General features: G+C 37.5%; 21 protein-coding genes and 2 rRNA genes (1 of these 23 running past the window's edge). 6 read left to right on the plus strand and 17 right to left on the minus strand.

Features of this window, described 5'->3' with window-relative positions; translation table 11 throughout:
- A complete protein-coding gene (locus EPR_RS08940; protein WP_200762880.1) occupies window positions 1-555 on the plus strand; it encodes an HdeD family acid-resistance protein in 555 nt (184 codons plus the stop codon).
- On the opposite strand, the gene EPR_RS08945 is transcribed toward EPR_RS08940, so the two are convergent.
- A complete protein-coding gene (locus tag EPR_RS08945) occupies window positions 548-1,003 on the minus strand; it encodes a heme-binding domain-containing protein (RefSeq protein ID WP_200762881.1) in 456 nt (151 codons plus the stop codon). The two genes, EPR_RS08940 and EPR_RS08945, sit on opposite strands and share 8 nt — an antisense overlap.
- 146 nt (window positions 1,004-1,149) lie before the next feature.
- On the opposite strand from EPR_RS08945, the gene EPR_RS08950 reads away from it, so the two are divergent.
- On the plus strand, window positions 1,150-1,530 hold the full coding sequence (locus tag EPR_RS08950; protein WP_200762882.1) for a hypothetical protein: 381 nt from the start codon (window positions 1,150-1,152) through the stop codon (window positions 1,528-1,530).
- A complete protein-coding gene (locus tag EPR_RS08955; protein ID WP_200762883.1) occupies window positions 1,517-1,873 on the plus strand; it encodes a hypothetical protein in 357 nt (118 codons plus the stop codon). Before EPR_RS08950 ends, EPR_RS08955 begins: the two co-directional genes overlap by 14 nt.
- Here EPR_RS08955 and EPR_RS08960 read toward each other — a convergent pair.
- The 12 genes from EPR_RS08960 to EPR_RS09015 all read right to left on the minus strand — a co-directional run bounded on the left by EPR_RS08960 (window position 1,870) and on the right by EPR_RS09015 (window position 17,255).
- Window positions 1,870-2,556 (minus strand): SDR family NAD(P)-dependent oxidoreductase, encoded by a 687-nt coding sequence (locus EPR_RS08960; protein ID WP_200762884.1) that lies wholly within the window; start codon window positions 2,554-2,556, stop codon window positions 1,870-1,872. The two genes, EPR_RS08955 and EPR_RS08960, sit on opposite strands and share 4 nt — an antisense overlap.
- 56 nt (window positions 2,557-2,612) lie before the next feature.
- Window positions 2,613-3,524 carry a polyphosphate kinase 2 gene (ppk2, locus tag EPR_RS08965; protein ID WP_200762885.1) on the minus strand — a complete coding sequence of 304 codons (912 nt, stop codon included), beginning with the start codon at window positions 3,522-3,524 and terminating at the stop codon, window positions 2,613-2,615.
- Window positions 3,508-6,945 (minus strand): reverse gyrase, encoded by a 3,438-nt coding sequence (rgy, locus tag EPR_RS08970; protein ID WP_200762886.1) that lies wholly within the window; start codon window positions 6,943-6,945, stop codon window positions 3,508-3,510. The genes ppk2 and rgy overlap by 17 nt, the downstream gene beginning before the upstream one ends.
- Complete coding sequence (locus tag EPR_RS08975; RefSeq protein WP_200762887.1) at window positions 6,946-7,611, minus strand: bacterio-opsin activator; 666 nt, start codon at window positions 7,609-7,611, stop codon at window positions 6,946-6,948. It abuts the gene before it with no gap.
- A 91-nt stretch (window positions 7,612-7,702) separates the two neighbouring features.
- Entirely contained in the window at window positions 7,703-8,578 is an 876-nt protein-coding gene (locus EPR_RS08980) for a KaiC domain-containing protein (RefSeq protein WP_200762888.1), read from the minus strand.
- 165 nt (window positions 8,579-8,743) lie between these two features.
- Window positions 8,744-9,808: a 4Fe-4S binding protein gene (locus EPR_RS08985; protein WP_200762889.1), complete on the minus strand. Its 1,065-nt coding sequence runs from the start codon at window positions 9,806-9,808 to the stop codon at window positions 8,744-8,746.
- Window positions 9,798-10,370 (minus strand): TorD/DmsD family molecular chaperone, encoded by a 573-nt coding sequence (locus tag EPR_RS08990; RefSeq protein WP_200762890.1) that lies wholly within the window; start codon window positions 10,368-10,370, stop codon window positions 9,798-9,800. Before EPR_RS08990 ends, EPR_RS08985 begins: the two co-directional genes overlap by 11 nt.
- 112 nt (window positions 10,371-10,482) lie before the next feature.
- Window positions 10,483-10,905: a hypothetical protein gene (locus tag EPR_RS08995; RefSeq protein WP_200762891.1), complete on the minus strand. Its 423-nt coding sequence runs from the start codon at window positions 10,903-10,905 to the stop codon at window positions 10,483-10,485.
- Window positions 10,902-12,110, minus strand: a complete 1,209-nt coding sequence (locus tag EPR_RS09000) for an ethylbenzene dehydrogenase-related protein (protein WP_200762892.1) — start codon at window positions 12,108-12,110, stop codon at window positions 10,902-10,904. Before EPR_RS09000 ends, EPR_RS08995 begins: the two co-directional genes overlap by 4 nt.
- Window positions 12,107-13,225, minus strand: a complete 1,119-nt coding sequence (locus EPR_RS09005; protein WP_200762893.1) for a 4Fe-4S dicluster domain-containing protein — start codon at window positions 13,223-13,225, stop codon at window positions 12,107-12,109. The genes EPR_RS09000 and EPR_RS09005 overlap by 4 nt, the downstream gene beginning before the upstream one ends.
- A gap of 13 nt (window positions 13,226-13,238) precedes the next feature.
- Window positions 13,239-16,115, minus strand: coding sequence for a molybdopterin-dependent oxidoreductase (locus EPR_RS09010; protein ID WP_234697205.1), 2,877 nt, complete (start codon window positions 16,113-16,115; stop codon window positions 13,239-13,241).
- 12 nt (window positions 16,116-16,127) lie between these two features.
- Window positions 16,128-17,255 carry a sulfurtransferase gene (locus EPR_RS09015; protein WP_200762895.1) on the minus strand — a complete coding sequence of 376 codons (1,128 nt, stop codon included), beginning with the start codon at window positions 17,253-17,255 and terminating at the stop codon, window positions 16,128-16,130.
- A 311-nt stretch (window positions 17,256-17,566) separates the two neighbouring features.
- Between EPR_RS09015 and EPR_RS09020 the strand changes: the two genes are divergently transcribed.
- From EPR_RS09020 to EPR_RS09030, 3 genes are read left to right on the plus strand one after another with little or no spacing between them, the layout of a single operon-like run.
- Window positions 17,567-18,136: a hypothetical protein gene (locus tag EPR_RS09020; RefSeq protein WP_200762896.1), complete on the plus strand. Its 570-nt coding sequence runs from the start codon at window positions 17,567-17,569 to the stop codon at window positions 18,134-18,136.
- Window positions 18,133-18,504: a hypothetical protein gene (locus EPR_RS09025; protein ID WP_200762897.1), complete on the plus strand. Its 372-nt coding sequence runs from the start codon at window positions 18,133-18,135 to the stop codon at window positions 18,502-18,504. The genes EPR_RS09020 and EPR_RS09025 overlap by 4 nt, the downstream gene beginning before the upstream one ends.
- A gap of 24 nt (window positions 18,505-18,528) precedes the next feature.
- Window positions 18,529-19,563, plus strand: coding sequence for an Mrp/NBP35 family ATP-binding protein (locus EPR_RS09030; RefSeq protein ID WP_200762898.1), 1,035 nt, complete (start codon window positions 18,529-18,531; stop codon window positions 19,561-19,563).
- A 32-nt stretch (window positions 19,564-19,595) separates the two neighbouring features.
- Here the strand turns inward: EPR_RS09030 and EPR_RS09035 are convergent, their stop codons facing one another.
- From EPR_RS09035 to EPR_RS09050, 4 genes are all read right to left on the minus strand, one after another.
- Window positions 19,596-21,110: a DUF3373 family protein gene (locus EPR_RS09035; RefSeq protein WP_200762899.1), complete on the minus strand. Its 1,515-nt coding sequence runs from the start codon at window positions 21,108-21,110 to the stop codon at window positions 19,596-19,598.
- Window positions 21,111-21,336: 226 nt separating this feature from the next.
- Window positions 21,337-21,660 carry a cytochrome C gene (locus tag EPR_RS09040; RefSeq protein ID WP_200762900.1) on the minus strand — a complete coding sequence of 108 codons (324 nt, stop codon included), beginning with the start codon at window positions 21,658-21,660 and terminating at the stop codon, window positions 21,337-21,339.
- Window positions 21,661-21,919: 259 nt separating this feature from the next.
- Window positions 21,920-22,035 (minus strand): 5S ribosomal RNA (gene rrf / locus EPR_RS09045).
- 148 nt (window positions 22,036-22,183) lie between these two features.
- A 23S ribosomal RNA gene (locus EPR_RS09050) occupies window positions 22,184-22,267 on the minus strand; it runs 3,133 nt beyond the window's last position.

A 22,267-nucleotide genomic window follows, 5' to 3' on the forward strand; every position in this document is an offset into this window, starting at 1 on the left:
ATGAAATTTTTCATGTTCGATGAAGAGATGCTCAAAAAACTTGACGGATATGCAATGGTAACGGGCACCTCTTTTATTGCAATAGGATGTATAGGGATTTTGACCGCACTTTTTTTCAGACCTTCCATAGATATTGCTCTGGGCATTCTTTTTCTATCTTCAGGCATAGCTGCTTTGCTCTCCTTTTACAAAAACTGTTCAGCGGCGAATATGGTACTTCTTCAGCCAATAATTCTTGTTGTTGCCGGACTCGTATTTCTCTCATATCCTGTAAAAAACGATACAGTTATTCTAATGACACTGATTTTTTATTTCTTCCTTGACGGATTTGCAAAAACTGCAATCGCAGTCTCTTTAAAACCTTTAAAAAAGTGGCGGCTACTTTTCTACGGAGGGGTCGTCTCAATTATGCTTGCTATATTTATTCTGGTGGGATGGCCTCTTACAACATTGTGGATACTTATTATTCTGGCAAGTGCGAACCTACTTTTTGACGGTTCCGCGCTTCTTTTATTCGCACTCTCACTGAAAAAAGAGCTGGAAAACTCTATCTGACTTCATAGTGCATATATCCGCTTCCTCCACTCGCCCATTTTCTTATGATCAACTTGTCATCATCACTGAGTTTTGCTTCAGGATGCGTCCATAAATACTGGGGTATCGGCATAGCAAACGCAACGCTTCTATATATCTGTTTTTTCAGCTCCTTTTTCTTTTCTTCGTCGTAATTTTCCCATTCACTGAAATTAAGTGCCCTCCTACCGTTTACAACATCACGTCTTACTATCCATGACATCGGCGCTACATCACTGTACCATGGCCATCTTGTTTCATTTGAGTGGCAGTCGTAACAGGAGCGTTTGAAAATCTGCATAACATTTTTGGGAGCTTTTATTTCCAAAAAACTGTCAATTTCTGGATTTATTTTTTCATATGTGGGTATAAACTGAAAAACCGCAAAAATCCCAAGAAAAATAGCGCACATTCTTAAAAATATTCCCATCCCTCTCTCCTTTTTGAAACAGAGTATAACCAAAGTTCGTTACAACTTCGCTATAGCAATTTTATTGATAAGAGGTTTATTTTCTTTTAAAAAAAAATTTTTGATATAATGATATAAAGTTATAAAACTGAAAATAAGGAAAAAATATGAAAAAATTTGCTCTTCTCATGATAGCTTTTTCAACTTTTCTCCTGGCTGAGAAAGCCGATGTAATAGACGCAAAAATCAAAAAAAGCTACGGCGGAAGCTACATTGCATATGTAAAAATAAAACATAATGATGTAGACGCAAGCCATTTCGCCGACGAGTGGGAAATTCTTGATGAGAACAGAAAACGTATAACAGTTAGGCTGATTTTCGGCCCCCAGCCTGGAAAAGAGATAATAGAATCGGAGCTTTACGGCTTCAAAATACCTGACGGAACAAAAAAAATTATAATTAGAGCCCACTGTTCAAAAGAGGGCTTCGGAGGAAAAGAGTTTGAGATAGAACTTCCTGAAAGGAATGACCAAAATGAAACTAAATAGAATTTTCATGCTTTTAATATTCGCTGTCTCCATATTCGCCGGTGAAGCGGACGTAAAAAATGTAAATGTAGAAAAAATTTCCAAAAACACCTATAATTTTCACGTTACCGTAAAACACAGTGATGAAGGGCAAAAACATTATGCAGACAGATGGGAAATACTTGACGAAAATGGAGAAGTCCTTGCTATAAGAATACTACACCATCCGCATATAGATGAACAACCTTTTACTCGCTCTATGTATGATGTAGAACTACCCAAAGATGTTAAAGAAGTAAAAATCAGAGCACATGATCTTATTCACGGATACGGGGGTGAGGAGAAGAGTATAAAACTCCCCTAATCCATCCTTCTTACATCATGAAACTCTCCGCTTTCATATTTTAACAGTTTCACAAAAGTCTCTATCAACATCTTTGCGCTCTCCTCGGGCGAAAGCTTTGGACTCTCTTTGAGTCTTTTGACAGAAGGATACTTCTCTTCATCTATATTTTCAAGTATGTGACCAAGCATAGGTGTGGCAACTAGCCCCGGGGCAAGCGCACTTAAATGTGTATTTGACATTTCACGGGCATAAAGTTTTATCAGCATATTTAGTGCAGCTTTGCTGATACTATATCCACTCCAGCCTCTGCTGCCGTTTACCGCAGCTCCACTGGATATCGCGACTACCTGCTTTATATTTATATTTTTAAAAAAATCAAGAATAACTTTATTTGACCATACATTCAAATCCATAACGGTTTTCAGCTCATACAGACTCGTTTCGCTCATATCTTTTATGTCACCAAGCATCCCCGCATTAAGTATGGCTATATCAATACACTCAGGCAGTAGTTCCAAAAGTTCTTTTTCTATTTTTTCGTGAGCGAAAAGATCCAATCTTCTAAAATACAGGTTATCTTCATTTTCCAAAGTCTTTGGTTTGTAACGGCCAAGAGCGTATACCTCATCTCCGCGCTTGAGATACTCTTTTGCCAAAGCTTCCCCAATACCGGAACCTATCCCTGTTATAAAAACTCTCATTCTTCTTTCCTTTAATATCATAGTTTGTTATTGATTAAACGATATCTTTCCCAAACTCAGGCATCTATCTGAATGCTTCTTCTATGATATCTCTGAACTATATCAGGGTCAGGATGCAAAGAAGTCCTTGATTTCTCTTTTCCATCATACGGAATCTGCGACAAGACATATCTTATGGATTCAAGTCTTGCCAGTTTTTTGTTATTGGAATTCACTATAATCCAAGGACTATAGGTTGTATGTGTTTTTGAAAACATCTCTTCTTTGTAAAAAGTGATTTTATCCCATAGTTTCTGTGCCTTAATATCAACGGAACTCAATTTCCATTGCTTCAAAGGATTTTTCATCCTCTCTTCAAATCTTCTTTTCTGGGTCTCTTTTGAAATACTGAACCAGAACTTTATCATAATTATTCCGTCATCAATGAGTGCATGCTCAATTTCTGGCACCTCTTTGATAAACTTTTCATACTGTTCTTGGGTGCAAAAGCCAAACGCAGGTTCAACTATAGCTCGGTTGTACCAGCTTCTGTCGAAAAAAACAATTTCACCCGGATTTGGGAGATGTTTAAAATATCTTTGAAAATAGAACTGGCCCGCTTCCACTTCAGAAGGTTTAGGAAGGGCTACGACTCTGTATTTTCTGGGATTCAAATGTTCGGTAAATCTTTTTATAGCTCCACCTTTTCCTGCGGCATCTCTTCCCTCAAAAATAATCATAAGTCTTTTTTTATTTTCATATATCCAGTTTTGCATCTTTATAAGCTCAATCTGCAGCCTTTTTAACTCCTCTTCGTATTCAACTTCTCTTAACGCTTTTGAAATCTTTTTCTTTTTAACTAAAAGCTTCAGACCCGTTTTTGTTCTAAGCTTATGAATCTTATCTTCCAAAGATTCAAGTTTTGCTTTGAGCTCTGGCTCACTGATTCTCTCTTTTAAAAAATATAAATCCTCATACAAAGTTTCCATGTATCTCCTTCTTTATCTTTTCATATAGGTCTTTTAATATCTGTTGATAATCTGCCTCTTTATTTTCAATTTTATCCATTAATTCTTCTAACTCTTTTGTATATCTCTCATTCACAAACTCATAAATTTGAGGGACGCTTTTTAAAGTTCCATAAACTTTTTTACCCAAATTTGTGGCAAATATAAAACCGTTTTTTTGATAGACGTATCTTCTTTCAAAGAGTCTTTGAATGATTATGGCATAAGTTGAAGGCCTTCCTATACCTTTTTCTTTCATCTGCTGAATTAGCGTAGCAAAACTGAATCTAGGAGTTTTTGGTTTTGTAAATTTCTCTTTTTCTGCTATTTTCATACACCCTATATCAATTTTATATGTCTCGATAGGCAAAATTTTGTTAAAACCATCTTTGACGATCTTTTTTATAAATGAAAAGTCCGTTCTTTTATCTTCAAAAATAGCCTCAGCTTCAACTTTTTCTACTTCACACTCTCTCATTTGTGAAGCTATAAATTCTTTAAAAATAAGATCGTAAAGTTTTAAATGATTTTGAGTTATAGTTTTTTGTCCATTTATTTGCAGATACTCTTTCAAATCATCAACATCCATAGGCTTTGTAGGTCTTATACACTCATGTGCGCCCTCTTTGGTTTTAAAACTTCTTGGAGAAAAAAACTCCTTTCCAAAATTTTGTTCAATGTACTCTTTTGCAACATTTATCCCCGCACTTGAAACTCTGATAGAGTCCGTTCTATGATATGTTATAAATCCTGCTTCAAAAAGGTCTTGTGCGAGCTGCATTGTAAATTTTGGAGAAAATTTCAGTTCATTTGAAGCATTAAAAAGCATAGTATCTGTTGAAAAAGGTTTTTTAAAAAGTTTGGATTTTTCTATTTTTTTATATTTTATCTCTATCTCATCTATTTTTTCAAAAAACTCATTTTGCTTATGAAGATCTTCAAAAACAAAATCTATATCAAAACCTTCAACTTTAACTCTTACAATATAATCTTTTTCCTTTACCTCATCCTCTCTTTTTACTATCCATTCTAATACCGCACTTTGGACTCTTCCGGCACTTAAAGTCTTTCTGTTAAACTTTTTTTGTAAAAATTGCGATATCTCAAACCCTATCCATCTATCTGCAATTCTCCTTACTAGCTGAGCTTTTACTAGATCTTCATCTATCTGCCTTGGTCTCTCTTGAGCCTCTTCTATCGCTCTTTTAGTAATTTCATGAAACTCTGCTCTTTTAATATTTGAGTTGAAAATTTTTGAGTTTAGATATATATCAAACCCTATCTTTTCTCCTTCAATATCAGGATCAGTCGCTATTAAAATCTCTTTTACCTCTAAATCCAACTCCCTTAAAGCTTTGATTATATCCATCCTGCTCTCATCAATCACTTCATATTCGGCAACAAATACACTATTTTTTAAAACACCGTGGAATCCATCTTCTTTATTTAGATCAAAAACATGCCCCTTTGATGCAGCAATATTTAAAATTCTGTTTTTTGTGACAATCTCAAAAACTTCCATATTTTTAATTTTTCTTTTTATAGGTTTCCCATAAAAAGATGCAATAGTCCTTGCTTTATTTGGAGATTCGACTATCATAAAAGTTGTTTTAAAAAGATCTTTTTCCCCTTCCAACTCCCCTTTTAAAGCTTTTTTTACAAGCTCTCTGTCTTTATCAACCTTTTCAATGATTTTTTCTAAATCAACCTCTTTAATATCTTTAAACTCTATCTCTTCGCTAAACCATCTTACTTTCTTTTTAAGGGAGTTAAATGCCTTTTCCTCATCTACCAGTATAAGAGACAAACCTTTTGTAAGTCCTCCCACATAAAGCCTGCTAGTTCTTCCGCTGGCTTGAATATATCCAGTAACATCGGCAGTGACAACACTAAAACCGTTTTTGTTTCTCTTTAAAAAGATATCCGGTGAACTATCGATTTTTTTTATCAGATCTTCATTTAACAGGGAATTTACAAAATTTAAAATCTTTTCTATTCTCTTTTTTGCATTTTCGTTTAGTTTTTCACTTTTTATATAAAAAACTTTTTTTAGATAGTTAATATACGAAGAGATTTTAATAACTTTTTCTTCATCAAGATATTTTTTAAAAAAAGGAAACAGCAGAAGAAAAAAATAGTATAAATTTGTATGTTTTGTTATATCAAGATTAAATTCCAACTTTGGAACGCCGGCAAATATAGCATATCTAATAGTATCGGGCAGATCAAAACCTCTTGCCAACGGGTTTTTATAACTTGCAATTCCAACAACTACTAAAATTTCACCTTTTTTAAATTTTTCTATATTTTCTTCATCCAACTCTTCATAACCAATTGCCGTTATGGAGTTACTATTTAAAAAAGAGAGGGTCTCCTTTAATCTATCTTTTGTTTCATTTGAAGGAAGAAAAACAAGTCCTCCCTTTCCAAATTTTTTTATATACTCAATTAAATCCTTTAAAACATTGTCACTTTTTTTATAAACATCTTCAACATTTCTAATTGCAATACTAGGCTTACTTACCTCAAACCCCAATAGCTCTCTAAAGAGTAAAACTCTTCTGGATTTTGGGTTTGCAGTTGCACTTGATACTATTAAATTCGCTGCTTTTTTTGATGCAATTTTTTTGATTTCTTCATCTTTTTTATAAAACTCTTCCAACTCTTTTTGTGAAACTTTTCCTTTGGAAAAAAGAGCCCTTTTGTAAACTATAAAATCTAAAGTTTTTTGGATATCCTCCTCGGAAAATCCTAAAAGCATCAGAATTTTATCTATATTTTTCGCACTTTTTAAAATACTATCCACATCATCAACAAAAACAAAATCAAACTCTTTGGGCAAAAGCTCAAAATTTTTATACAAAAACATTGTTGTAGTGATAAGTATCTTAAAATCACTGTTTTTAATTTTCTCTTTTAAAAGCTCTCTCTCTTTTTGGGAAAGCTTTGAATCATAAAATAAAACATCATCTTTTTTAGTACCAAAAGTTAAAAGCTTTTCATATGCTTGATTCGCCAAAAGATGTGTTGGAAAGATAATATAGCTCTTTTTATCTTTATTCGCCAAATATGAAGAGAGAATTAAACCAAATGTTGTTTTTCCGACTCCAGTGGGGGCCAAAAGGGCATAAGAGATATTTAAAAAAAACCTTTTGATCCAGCTCTCTTGGATCTCTCGTAAATCATAACCTAAAATTTTTTTAAAATACTCTTTGAAATTTTCAACCTCCTTTTTAAGAGAGCAAACTTTTAAAAATTCGCCCTCTTTTAAAACTGAACACAGCTGATCCTGCGGAACCTCTATTTCTAGACAATTTTTACAGGAAAGCCCTTTATACAACCTGTCACTATCTATATCTTTACCACAATTTGGACACATTCCTTTATAGATCAAAGGTATCAACTATACCCCTTTCATTTGCAGATACTCTTTAATCTCATGCAAAAGAATCGCCGGATTTTTTATAGGATATGTTAATCCTTTTGCAACTTCACTTCCGTTTATTCCCTTAATATCCACCTCTTTTAACATCCTCTCAAGTTCACTTGAATCTACAATCGGATAAGAGATACCTTTGGTATTTTTAAGCACTATATATGCCCATGGGGCTTCACATTTTGCAGCTTTTATCGCTTCACCGGCAATCTCATGGCAAAAATCGAGCATCGTTTGAGAGTCTTGCCCCTCTTTTACAAGCTTATATGCAAGTTTTGCAACTCCACCTGCAGTATGAACTTTCATCTCTTTTTTCTCTTCTTCAGTCAGTTCATCAAAATGCTCTATCTTATATATTGCTGCATCAGGATCTGCTCTTAGGATATTTCTAACCGTATTTCTGGTAAGTCCCACATAATCGGCTATATCATCCTCCGTTTTTAGATACTCCTCTCTTAAAACTATTGCAAAAGCAGCCCTGGCAAGAGATGGAAGCCAAGTAAGAGTTCTAAACTCTGTAAGTTTTTTTAACCCACCAAGAAGATCTATAGATTTGTAAAAAACTCTCTCTACCAATCTCTCTAATCCTTTTTCATCTATATCAAGCCCCGTTCCGGTCAGTATAATCGCCATCTTTTCCTCCTTTTTTATTTAGTGTTGGTGCTGGTGTTAGTGTTGGTATAGCACCTATTTTTAACACTAACACTATCACTCTTCCAACTAACTACTTCCCAATTGATTCCAAAATCTTAACAATTCCGGTTTCGCTTATCTCCATAAAATGTGTTCTTGTATCATGTCCGCTCATCCTACATCCATCTATCCTAAAAAGTCTTACCAAATCACCAATATTTGCATTATAAATCCTAGCGGCGTATGCACTTGTTATCATCTCCTTCGCCAAAACCATTGTTCCATCAACAATATGGCCCACTGCATACCCCCCGGCAGCTTCTGCACTCAGTTCCTCGTGACCACTTCTTTTTTGAGATACAAAAAGTGCCGTTTGATACCATTTTTTCATAAAATTAAAGACTCTTCTAACAATTGCTCTTGCCATCATCTCTCTGTTTTCAAAAAGCCCGGTAACAGAATCTATAACTGTGTAATTTATTTTATATGTTTTTATTGCATAAGCTAAAGTTGCTAAGAGATCCGGGACATTTTCTCTCAGAGGTGTGTGTGAGGCTGCATCTATCATAATAATATTATCTTCAAATTTACTAAAATCGTAGCCCATTGCCAATGCTCTATATTTAATTGATGCTATAACAAAATTTGCAGGAGTCTCAACTGTAATAAAAGCTACTTTTTGACCCTTCCTTGCCTGCTCTACTGCAAACTGTTCAACCATTAATGACTTTCCGGTATCATTAACCCCGGTTAAGTTAAAAACACTATATTTTGGTATCCCTCCAAGAGGCATCTGCTTTAATTTGCCATTTACCTCTTTTACTGTAAAAAAAAGTTCATCAAGTCCTTCAATTCCAGTTGGAACCCCTTCTAACTCCGGAGCCTTTTCTAAAGCTTTACTTCCAACCAAAACCCCTTCTTTAATAACTTCTGGCTCTTTATAACGAATTTCATCTTCTTGTGCCATTTTGATTCCTTTTGTCCTTTTTAAAGATTATAACAAAAAAAAATATTTAAAATATGCCACTTTAGTCACATTTTGGAGAAAATAGATAAAAGACTAAATAGCTAAGTTGCTAAAGAGTGAGATGGGGGATTTAGGGAGATAAAATTATTATAAGAGTTTAAAGATTCAATCTTCTATATCACTGGCCAATTTAAAAATATCTTCATATTTATGGGCAAACTCTTTACATCTTTGACAGAGAAGCTCTCCGCTTTTATAAGGAAAAGGTGTTCTGCACTCACGGCATATTTCAAGTTTGTGTCTTACAAGTTCTTTCCCCCTGTCAAATGCAAACTCAACAAGATCAAACCCCTCTTTGTCACTGACGGCTCCCGGCTTGCATATATCGTTGCATATACCGCAGGCGATACATTTTCCGCTCATAAACCAGATAGATGTCCCTTCGCTGGCATAAAAAAGGGCATCTGTCGGACAAAATTGTACACATTCGCCGCAATTGTCGCACAAATCGTAACTTATCTCTTTATCGCGGATAAAGGAGAAGTTTCTGTTGATTTGAGTGTTTTGAATACTCTCAATATTTTGCTTTATAGAGTTTTTTAAAATTGTATGTTTGACAGGCACTCTGTTAACGGCGTTTTGCAAAGATTTAAGATCATTGTTTTCTCGTGAAAGCTCTTTTGCCGCCGTAAAAATTTTCTTGAAAAAGGCTCTTCTTTCTTTATGCTTTTCTCCACTTTCCGTTTTTATAACGGCATCAACACCAAGCGCTTCTATAAAACTTTTCGCTTCTTCTATCCTCTCGTTTATTGATTCAAAAGTTTTTCCCTCAATATTCAGATTACACTCTGCACAATGCGACAAGTCACATATAATTTCGCCACACCTCAAAGCACCTGATATAAAGTGGTGAACATCAAAAACACTGAGACACGGCGTCTCTTCCTTGCAGGATAGTTTAAGAGAGTCCTTTTGAGCAGCTTCGACTATATAGCTATCAGGGTCAAAAAACTCTACACTCAGCGCTTCGGAAGGGCATACGCCTATACATACGGCACAGTTGGTACATTTGTCTTCAAGAAGCCTGAGTCTTCCTCTGACAAACCCTATAGCATCTTCGGGACAGATATCCAGGCACTCTTTGCAATCGTTATGAAAGTAGTCGGTTCTTAGACATTTTAGATAGTCAAACTCAAAAAGATTTGTATTTTGTTTATAATCAAGACTCATGGCCAAACTCGGTTTTTAGCATTTCGTAATCACTCAACAGATAATCCACTGTAAAATCTGTCAAGTCCCTGTAAAGAGGTGTCTGCGTCAAATTTTTTATACCTATCATATATGGTGGCACCCATTCAAGAAGATGTTTATGTAAAAAATTATATGCAGCTCTGTTTTCATTTCTAAATGCAAGATTTTGCATAAACCCCATCTCTATGGAGAGATGATCGGGTGCAAGTATATGGGTCTGATTCATATTCACTTCATATCCGTGATCGAAATAAAACTGCATTACAGGATTTTGAAGTCCTACAAGAATTTCAGCCTTGCTGTCAAGAACCAGTGTTTCAACCGGCTGGCTGTTTATCATAAAAACCGTGTTATAGTCTACATTGGCTTCCTCCACTATTTTATCAAGACTTTCCGATTCGAACCATCTCCTGGTATCTTCACCTATAAGCTCCAGAAGCTGAACACTCTTTTTTAAATCCTCTAATGCTTTGATATCCAGCTCTTTTTCGAAACATCTTGATAAAAATGCATATATGAAAGCTCTTGTTTTGTTATCCAAAACTATCCTTATTGCTGATTTGTTGGTATATCAGTATATTTGTTTGACATTTAAATTAATATAAAATTGACAATCTGCAAATCTGCCAAAACCGCCTGAAGCGGTTTTGGTTCTACAGGCACCCTTTGAAAAAAGATTTCTTCGGAGGAGGAGGCGCTTTAAATTCATGCGCTTTTATTACGCCGGCTTCTTCGTCTATCTCTCCCATAATGGTAACTTCGTTTCTGTTTGCAGCTTTTTCAAGAAGTTCATATTTTGGAACATTTGCAAGATCAAGTCTGTAATACCTGCCCTCGTCATGAACGAAAAGAACAAGATCATCCACCTCTGGATTTCCTGGCAGCCACTCTTTGAAGCAGCCCCCGTAACCGCACAGATAACTTTCAAGCCTGCAGTCGGCAAAATATCCATTCTCAACACACCATTTTGTAGCGAGAAAACCTTTTTTCTTTGCCTCTTCATGCTCGCTGCCCGATGAAGCAAAAGCGCTGATACAAAACGCTGCAGCAAGCGCAACCGTCAATAGCTTTTTCATTTTTCCACCTCCGCTTTCAGAGTCTGCATAAATGCCACGATATCCTCTATGCTCTGTTTATCCAGGTAATCAAAAGGAGGCATAGTAGAAGTTCTGTTTCCCTTGTCATCGGTCATATACCACTGAAAATTCGGATGTGAATTTCTGTTGTATCCCGGAACCACTACAGCATTCGGATCAACAATAGATTCTCTTATATATGCTGCAGTAGCCTGTCCTCCTATATTGGAGAGGTCTGGCGCCATATATTCCGGAGCAGACGAACCTGGAAATTTATGGCACGAGGCACAGTTTTGCATAGAGAGTTCTTTCCCTTTTGCCACATCGCCCTTTGCTTTTTCGTTAACAACTTCTGCAAGTCTGTTTCCGCCGGTTTTACCTACAAGTTTTACCGCAATCCAACCGGAAAGATATTTCTGTCCGTCTCTTTGAAGTTTCTCACCGTCCCATACTGCAAGAGCTACCGGTATTGCCCCTTTGTCAAGGTTTGCATATTCGTCTTTTAGGGGTCTTACGACAGCCCCGCCCCACATCTTCTTTGCATCTACATAATGCATATCGGCACTATATTTTGCACTTTTGTCTTTTATTTCTGTCATGGAGCGGAAACCCTCGGAGACAAAAGCTTTCTGATAGTCTCTGATAGCCAGTTGTTCTACCCTTTTTTCAAACTTTTCAAGGTCTTCTCCAAATCTGTTTGTATTATGAGGGTTTACCTGGTATCCTACAACACCGTCCGCATTTGGCTCATACACCTTTGCAACAGCTTTTTGAAGATATATTACAACAGGCCTTCCGTCGCTTCCCATACCTATATAGGGAAGTTTTTCAGGCTCATCAAATTTTGTCGCAAACTGAACTGCAAAACCGTCACCGTAAACATCGCTTTTATATCCTTGCTGTACGGTTCTTGTTTTATCGGGCCATCTCAAAATAAGCGCAATATTCTTCCCGTCATAAAGAGCAGCAACCTGCACTCTTTTTGCTTTGTTGGCACTGTTAAGTTCGTTTGCTTTTTTGTCGTTTAGCTTTATAGTGGTCTGCGGATAGAGTGCAACTTCAGTAAATTTAGCAAGTTTTACAGCCTCGTCTTTACATTTGAAGCCGCTCAAATCAGTATCAACCTTTACCGCGAGCACCGTTTCGGCAAGCAGAGCCGATGCAGCCAGGCTGAGGGCTGCTGATATCTGTACTATCTTTTTCATGAGTGCACCTTGAAATGTGAGATTTTTGTATGTTTGCCCTGAATATATCTTTCATCTACAGGCGCCAGAGGCTTCATGCCCTTGGCTTTTGCAACTTCCTGATAGTAATGGTTATCAAGCCTGAACATATCTGAATGCTGATAGGCTATAAGAATATCCATCAACTCGCTCTCTCCCGTCTTTTTTCTCTTCTCTTTCTCTGCTTTTATAGTTTTTATAGCATCATGAACCGCCGGTCCGAAAAGTTTTTCAAGTTCCTCTATAGGAATCCTGTTGCTTCCTTCGATTATTTTCCCTTCACTGTCAAATTTCGGAGGAGCTTCTGTAGGAGGAACATAATATACATTTGGCTGTGTACCGTAATCAGGCCTCAAAGGAAGAGCTACTTTGTATTTGTGAACAAGTTTGTATACCTGGCTCTCTTCATCATCTAAAAATCCTACAAACCTGATTCTTCCCACACACTGCTGGGCACATGCGGGAGGAAGACCCTGTTCGATTCTTGGAAAGCAGAGGATACATTTTTCACTCTTACTGATTTTTGGGTTGAAATATATCTTTTTATACGGACATCCCGCTATACAGTATCTGTATCCCTGGCATCTGTCCAGATCAACAAGAACAACACCGTCCTCTTCTCTTTTAAATATCGCATCTCTTGGACATGCACTCAGACATCCGGGATTTGAACAGTGATTGCAAATCCGTGGAAGATAGAAAAAGTAGTTGTCGTTCGGAAAGTCCCCGTCTCCCTGATCTTCATCCCAGTTGGGTCCCCATGTGGGAGTTGTGTCCGGATGAAGACCCGGTGTCATCCCGCCGGCTATCAAGTTTTGTTCTGCGAGAGAGTCGTAGTTGTAATCCCACGGCACTCCGTAATCAGATTCGATATTTGGGACGATTCCCGGCTGCAGATCACCTGCAGCATCAAAACCGCCACCAAGTTCCATCCATTTTTTGGGATATCCGTCTCCCGGATAAGTTTCTACGTTGTTCCAGTACATGTACTCACGGCCGTTTCTGTTTGTCCACTGTGTTTTACATGCAACAGTACATGTCTGGCACCCGATACATTTGTTAAGGTCCATAACCATTGCTAATTGTCTTTTTGACATGCCTATCTCCTAATTAATACGTTTTATCTGATTTTTCAAAATCTACTGCGCCGTCATACGCATACTGGTTACCGTCCCAAAGGCCCCCGAACTTCAGATGTCCCCATCCGTCCGCCATCTCAAGCAGATTAAGCGCCGTAGGTACTACGTCGTTATGACCTTTATTGTATAGATATTGATAAGGCTCCCATCCGTGTTCCATAACAACTGCATCCAGAGGTGCGGATGAACTCACTTTTGCCATGGCGTAAAATTCGCCTATTTTGTTGAAAACTCTTATCGTATCTCCGTCTTTTACGCCTTTTAGTTTGGCAATCTCTTTGTTTATCTGTACATAAGGCACACCTCTTTGTAGTCTCTGAAGCGTCCTGCTTGTTTTCCAGTTTGAATGTATAGACCATCTGGCATGCGGCGTCATCAGAGTAAACGGATATTTGTCTGTCTGAGGTTTGATGCCCTCCATACCTGTATTTACATTTGCACCGAGTCTTATCCACAACGGGTGATCCACATAGAAGGTCTGTCTTCCCGTAAGAGTCTCGAACGGCTCCATTTTATAGAGCATATACTCACCCGAATTGTATGGTCTGTCCGCATAAAGAGGAGACATTTTTGCCGCTTTTTCATTCAACTGCAAAAATCCGCCGGCTTTGTACATCTTCTCCATTGTCCAGGGTTCATACTGCTCACACTTCTCAAGAGCAGCCTGAACTGCAAGTTTGTCTGTTCCAAGATACGGCTCCATATCCGCTTCTGACTCTTCGTCCGTATTGGTATACTCTTTATAAAAATTAGCCAGGTCCCTGTATCCGTCTCTTGTGTATTTCTTGCTGTCGGGAACTTTTGCTTTGGCTTTGTTTTCCGGCCTGTTAGCTATCTCTTCAAGCTTTTTGGCAATGAGTGCAAACATACTCCACTCATCCATAGCTTCACCGATAGGCTTCATGTTTGCTACAGGCTGGGCAAGGTTTGTAAATCTGTGATATCCTGGGCTTGTTCTTATGTCATAGACTTCATAATGGGATTTTGCAGGTAGAAGGATATCTGCATACATCGCCTGTTCTGCCATTCTGTAGTCTATATACACCCAGAATTTTGTTTTGTTAAGAAAAGCTTTTCTGTATTCACTTCCTTTATTTCTTCTAAATTTGGAATCGGCTACTATAATGGCCACCTCGGGTGTCCACCATGGTTTTACGCCGCTTTTTTTGCCGTCTTTTCCATCTTTGAGCATTGCATCTATTAACTTTATATATTCATTTTTGCTCATACCGTTTTGAGCTCTTTTTACATCTTCGTCACTGAAATACTCTTTGAATGTCTTCATTCCATCGCCGAAAACAAACTCGCCGACAAACCCCGAACCAAATCTGGGCTTATATTTGTTTCCAAAACCACTCAGAGCACCAAGTCCACTGAGCTGAAATTCGTTTTCGGTATTCAGGCCCCCATACGGTCCCAGTCTTCCTGTAAGCCCGCATATAGAAGCAATGTTCCATATTGAAAGTATTCCGTTGAAATATTTGTTCAAAGAAAATCCGGTAGTTATTTCTACAACTTTCGGTTTTGCAATCTCTTCTGCAAGAATCCTTACAGTATCTGGATGAACACCTGTTATATCTTTCGTTTTTTCAGGTGCAAATCTTTTGGCATTCTTTTTAAGAAGTTCGAAAACGGTTGTAACTTTAACTCTCTTTCCGCTATGAAGTGTTACTTCCCACTCCCCTTCAAGGGCAGGGTCGATTCCGAATTCGTCGATTTTGAGTGTTTTATGATCACTTCCTTCGCTGCCGGGCATAAGAGCAATTTTCTCTGTTTTTCTGTTCCATGTGTAAAACTGCTCTTCATATTTTTCATGTTCCTCTTCATTGTGGGCATGCTCCATATCGCTTCTTCTAAGAAGTTTCTGATTGTCAAGCCTCACAAGAAAAGGAAGGTCTGTATATATCTTCATAAATCCCGGTTTATAGAGCTTGTTATTTAAAATTTCATAAATAACACTCATTGCAAGAATATTATCTGTACCCGGCTTTATAGGTATCCACAGGTCTGCAGCCCTTGCAGATGCGTTGAATTCTGGAGTAATAACAATGATTTTTGCACCGTTATACTTCCCTTCCCATACAAAGTGGGCATCGGGAATTCTTGAAACAGAAGGATTTGCACCCCAGAATACCGCAGTATCAACCTGATACATAAAGTCGTATGTACATCCTACGTTCCCTTCGCCATATGCAACAGCAGCCCCTGTAAACATATCCCCAAGATATGAAGCCGGATATATTCTATATGCTCCCAGCTGAGTGGAAAACCTAAGAGGCGCACCTCTTCTGCCTTCTGTAAGAAGACCGGTTCCTGCATGAACCATCAGTTTGTCGGGTCCTTTTTCAGGGTCTGTCATAACATCCCATATTTTTTGTGCAACTTCCGTTGCAGCTTCATCCCAGGAGATTCTCTTCCATTTTCCTTCGCCTCTTTCTCCTACTCTTTTCATAGGATAGAGTATTCTGTCTTTTTCATACATTACCTGTGAGTGCTGAACACCTTTATTACAGCCTCTGGGGTTGAAATCGGGAATTTTTGCATTTATTCTGGGATATCTCGCACTCTGATTCTCTCTGGTTACCACGCCGTTGTTTGACCAGATCTCCCATGCACAGTTACCCTGGCAGTTTACACAGTGATAGGCAAATCCATGCTCATCTTTTTTGCCGTACGTAAAGCCAAACTCGTTTCTGTACATCTGCTCCGTATACGTGGTATTGGGATAGTTCTCTTTGCCGTTTTCTATTTTCATTGCCCCTGTTTTAGCAAAAAGGCTTCCCTGACTTGCCACAAGAGCAGCCGTAGCTCCTGAAAATTTAAGAAAATTTCTTCTTTTGCTGTTCATCACACCTGCTCCTTATCTTCTTATAGGTAGATTCATATCATTTCCCCACTCATCCCAGCTTCCGGTATAGACTTTTATATTTTTATATCCCAAAAGCTCAAGAGCGGTGATGATTTCCGTACTTCTTCCTGCACCCACATGGCAGTATGCATATATGGTCTGGTCTTTTTTGACTCCGTATTTGTCAAAAACTTTCTGCAACTCCTCAAGGGGTTTGAAACTCTTCTTGTTTTTGAAATCCGTTATATTTTTCCACTCGATAAATTTTGCTCCGGGAATATGCCCGCCTCTTGCAACATTGTCGAGTTTTCTTTCACCTATAATTTCTATCATTCCTCTTGTATCTATAATGACATACTTGCTCTTCTCACCTTTTTCAAGAATATCTTTCATAGCTTTATATACTTCATCTTTTCCGGCAATAATGTCATATCTTATTTTTTTCATATCTATATGATACTTTTTAGGTTTTATATCCGCTTCGGGAGCAAGAACCGCATGTAAATGGTGGCCAAGATCAACTTTTTTTGCACCTTTTACTATAAGAAGTTTTTTTTCAAGTTTTTTGAGCTCTTTTTTGTATCTGTTTGCTTCGGCTTTAAGCTTTTTGTATTCATCCTTATTTCCGGCTTTCTTAGCTTTTCTAGCCGCTTTTTTAGCCTTTTTGTACTTTTTCTTCAAAGCATTGTATTTCTGCTGATTTGGATCAACTTTTTTAATTGCCTCCATTCCTCCATTAAGAATATATACCTTCTCATGCCCGAAACTTTTGAAGTATGTATATACCCCGGTAGCGTTGGGACCCCTGAAATTGTCATAGGCTATGACAATAGTATCGTTGTCAATGCCGTGTGCACCAATATATTTTTGCGCATCCTCGGGACACATAAAAAGCGGAGCACAGTGCATATTGCCCATTATATCCGCATGATGCAGATGATGAGCATACATACTGACAGACCCTTTTATGTGGCCGTTCTCAAAAGCAGTATCATCATCTCCACTCACAAACATAACACCCGGCTTGCCTATTAGCTTGACAGCCTCCTCTGCTTCTATAAGGATACGATCATCTTTTGCAAGAAGATTCGTACCTATCAGCACGGCTGTTATCAACAGTGCCTGAAACAATCTCTTCATTATATCTCCTTATGATTGTATTCACATTCACTTATGCCCATAACTGTGGGCTTTTGTGTACTCATCTTGATTATAAATTTTAATATCTTAGCTAAACTTTAAAAAGGCTCAATCAGTAAAAAAAAGTTGTATTTCTATACATTATAAATAAATATTGTACAAAAACAGTAACTTCATTCAAAATTGCTTATCAAAAATTCAATTATATTTGATAACTCCTTTTTAAATTAATTTTGCTAATATTATTCAGGTATATTCATAAAAGTATTCTTAATATTTAAAAAGGCAAAATTATTATGAAGGGTTATATCATGGATAGAAACGAAGCACTTGAACTTCTTGAAGACAAAAAATTGCCTCTTGAAAAAGTAAAAGAAATTTTCGAAAATTTCGGAGAGGATATGGAAGTCGTCGGAATGGTAGCTATGAATCTCAGTCTTAGGACCTCCGTATACGATAGAGAAAAGGAGAAAAGTCCTATAATGACAGAACTTCTCGTAAAACTCTCCCAAAGTGAAGATATGGGATCACGCTGGGCAGTAGCGAAAAATCCTCACACACCTTCAGAAGTTTTAGAAAAACTCTCTCGCGATGAGGTCAATCTCGTTCGTGCTCTAGTAGCTACTAATCCGAATACACCAAAAAATATTCTCTCACAGCTTTTCAGTGATGAAAAAATTGTTCGGGACGGACTTTCCGGAAATCCCAACACACCTTTGAAACTTCTGAATATTCTTGCAGATGACAGAGACAAAATGGTTAGACTCAGAGTTGCCGAAAATCCTTCATCAACAGAAAATATTTTAAAAAAACTTGCCGCAGATTCAGATATCGACGTAAGCAAAGCGGCAAATATGAGACTTAAAAAGGATAAGAGATGAAAAAAAAAGAGAGTTTTGACTCCGGCTTTTCACTTCTTGAAAAGCAGATATTGGCGGTTTTTTACAGCGGATGCTATATAACAAACAAAGAGTTAATGAAGGCCGGTAAAGAAGCCGGCATCAATAATATAGATCTGTGCGACAGAGACCTGATGCTGAAAAAATTGATAGCGGAGGCGAATAAAAAAGACAATCTTCCTGCTCTATTTACACAGATATCAAAAATATTAAATGAGAGAATAAAAAATTATTCTGAACTTTTACATACTTATCCTGCTTCGAAAGAAGTTATATCAAAATGGATTCAAAAGGCCAGGAGTACCGACCTTCTTCTTAAACAAAGAATGAGAGCAAATCCTTACGAATAAGAGTCTTGGATCAAAGGAGAACAGATGAAAGCGATATGGAAAAAACTTGAATGTATCAAATATCCCGGACTCAATAGAAATATTGTCGAATTAAAACTTGTTGATTCGGTAAAAGAAGAGAAAGACAGACTCGAAGTAGTTCTAAGTATAACAAATGAAGAAGCTTTTCCTTTAATAGAAGCGGATATAAAAGATGTTTTCAAAGATTATTATAGATATATTCATGTCAAACTCAAACCAAAAGAGAAAAAATCGATTAGTTATGGCTCAACCGCAAAACCCAACAACAGAGCCCCTTATGCAAAAAATATCATTGCGGTAACAAGTGGTAAAGGAGGTGTAGGTAAAAGCACTGTTGCCGTAAACATCTCTGTTGCACTGGCTCAGAAAGGATACAGAGTAGGTTTGCTCGATGCAGATGTTTATGGTCCAGATATACCCAGAATGACACAAACAGGTCACGAAAAACTTAGATGGGGAAATAACAACAAAATAATACCCAGTGAAAATTTCGGTATTAAAATAATGAGCGTAGGCCTTACCACTCCAAGGCCGGATACGCCTCTTGTCTGGAGAAGCTCGGTAGCGGTCAGCGCTTTGATACAGTTTCTTGAAGATGTAGATTGGGGGGAGTTGGATTTTCTGGTTATAGATATGCCTCCCGGAACCGGAGATATTCAGCTCACAATGGCACAGGAATTACCCATCACCGCCAGTGTTCTTGTAACTACTCCCCAGATGGTATCGGTTGATGATGTAAGCCGGGCTATTATGATGTTCAAGGATATTGGCGTAAAAATTGGAGGTCTTATAGAAAATATGAGCTTTTTCATAGCCCCTGATACAGGAAAAAGATACGATATATTCGGTTCTGGAGCAGGAGAGTCTCTCGCAAAGAAATACGGTATTCCTTTTCTTGGAAAAATTCCCCTAGATATGAAGATAAGAGAGTTTTCAGACAGCGGAACACCTGCCATTGCAGTAGGCGATGCAAGACAAAAGGGGTATTATAAAAATATTGTGGAAAACCTTTTAAAAGAAGTGGCATTTAAGTTGTGATTTTCCCAAAGGCCTAAGCCTTCGGGAAAATTTTAATATCTGTATCTTATGTAGAACCTGATATCCTGTGCTTTGTCTAAAGCATCTACTGCTTTTCCATCAGTACTGTCTACTTCTATAGGTGCACCACCGTCTGCAAAAAATCCGTTGCTTCCCGTATATTTATAGTTCATATATGTATATCTTATCTGCGCGGTAAGTGTTCTTCCGATAAGCTCTTTTGTCAGCCATACTTCATACGCATCGCCTCTTGTGGCAAGCTTGCTTCCTGCAAGTGTATCTTCCGCATATGTAAAGCTTCTCCAGTATTTCGTTCCGTGGTTATATTCTACCCCTATTCTGGCATCATCTATCAACATACACGGCCAGTTTGCGCCAACATATACGGATGTGCCGGTTTTTTTCTCGGTAGATCCAAGCATAGCGTTTCCGGATTTCGGATCTGTTTTGCTTGCCGCAAAACTTATGAATGCATTTGTTTCATCAAGTGTATCGTTTATACCGTCGCCAATACCCTGAGCCAAGAAACTTATAGCAGCACCGTACAAATTACCTACTTGTCTAAAGTTGCCCTGATACGAATCAAGCGTTCCGTCTAGATCAGTATCCACCATAGGAGCAGTTCTATCCAAAACTATACCAGGAAGATTCCATGCTTTAAATGCTGTAGTATGTACAGAATATTGTCCGTCATCATATGGAACGAAGATAAAGCCAAAAAGATCAGTTGAGTCATAATCAGGAACTTCTGTATATTCAGTTCCATTTCCACCCACAACAAGTTGATTAGAAACTCCGTATACAAAACCCGGTTTTATAGAAGCATATCTAATATTTGCATTTGTCATACCTCTTCCCATACAGAGTTTAAAATACATACCGGATATATCTGTCACATTTTCGAGGTTAAATTTGAAACTTGCTCCATCAAACTCCGTATTTATTATATGCCCAAGCGGAGATTTTGGATTTTGATCTTCTCTGTAGCTCGCAAGAAGTCCGTCAGTAGCAGGTCTTCTTCCCAAACTCGCTGTCCAGGGAATGTCGGCGCCAAAGAGACTCTCTCCAAAATATAACCAATAAGCCTCTTTTATTCTGAGCTCTCCGTTAGGATTTGGAGTCTCATTTACAATCCAGTCAAAATAGTTAAAGTTCGCCCCTAAAGTGTTTGTCATCTGCCCGTATGCCTTGTAATAACTTATCAGACCTTTAAAAACAATATTGTTTTTTGGTGCATATGCCATTCCAAGCCAGAGTCTATTTGTAAATATTCTGTTCCAGCTTGAGTTACCGTTTACTGTTTTATACCCGATTACATCATACGCTGTTCTGAAATCAACATTCCACTTTATATTATCACCTGCATCGTGTGCTTTAACCTCCTGAAGCTGCTTTTTCAGTGCTTTGAGATTTACTCCGGCTTGTGCTTTTTTGAGTTCCTGTATCTCTTTTTTAAGCTGTTCAAGTTCAGCTTTTATGTCAGCTTCACTTGCAAAACCCGTTGTTACAACTGCTGCTATTGCAGACAAAGCGATAAACTTTTTCATCCTCACTCCTTTAATATTTGACATTACGCATATATCAGCGATACAGTGATTATAAATCAACTGGTTTTAAATATAACTTAAATTTATATCTGAATTTTATTTATGAGTTCGTTCAATAATTTTTACTTATGTTAGTATAAGTTTAAAAAACATATTATGATAAGATTTTATTATATCTGGAGCTATGAGGGAGATAAAAGCGGCTAAAAGCCGCTTTTATTTTTATTTAACATGAAGGTACGTTACCGCTGTCGCTAGCATATTCATAACAGAAATCAAATAGATGTTTTACCCACTTATCTTTAATAGCTTCAGGTTTTACTTTAGGACATATTTTGTTTACCTCTTCTTTAAATTTACCGCTCTCGTATATTTCTTCCCATTCATCTTGAGTATGTTTTGCAGCAAATTTTGCTCCTGTCATACCACAAGGTTTTTTAAGCTTTTTTTGAAAAAGCCTTTGACCTTTTGTAACATCTGCAAAAGCCGCAGTACTTACAAAGCTCAATCCCAAAAATGCAGTAAGAAGTATTGCAAAAAACTTCTTCATAACAGCTCCTTTAATGATTATAGATAAATTCATTTTATCAGAACGTATATAAAATGTAGTTAAAATAACTTTTTTGAATAACTTAATAAAAATAAAATAAGTATAACTGATGTATTTTCTTATATTATAAGATGAAACTATATTTATTAAAAGAAATGTTGTTTATATAAAATAAACATTTGCAGATAATAAAGCAAGAATTTTTATTGATTTTTTAGTTGTTTTAGAAGGATAAATAGAAAAGAAAGAAAAAAACCTGGCCTGGCGCCGACCTACTTTTCCACACCCGAGGGGTGCAGTATCATCAGCGATGCGGAGCTTAGCTTCCGGGTTCGGGATGGGACCGGGCGTTTCCTCCGCTCTATAGGCACCAGGACAGAAAGAGTAAAAGCTTCGAGAAGCCCTTAATCTTTCTGTCATTCACTAACACTATCACTCAACACTCACACTCATTGTTAACAGCCCAAATAAAGATGCAATCTCTTTAAGTAACTCAGTAAGGCGGCATACGCCCAGATCTTTTATATGTAAGCCGAACGGACTATTAGTACTGGTCAGCTAAAGGCCTTGCAGCCCTTACACACCCAGCCTATCAAGCAGGTAGTCT

The sequence above is a fragment of the Nitrosophilus alvini genome (genome assembly GCF_015100395.1).
Taxonomy (GTDB): Bacteria; Campylobacterota; Campylobacteria; order Campylobacterales; family Nitratiruptoraceae; genus Nitrosophilus; species Nitrosophilus alvini.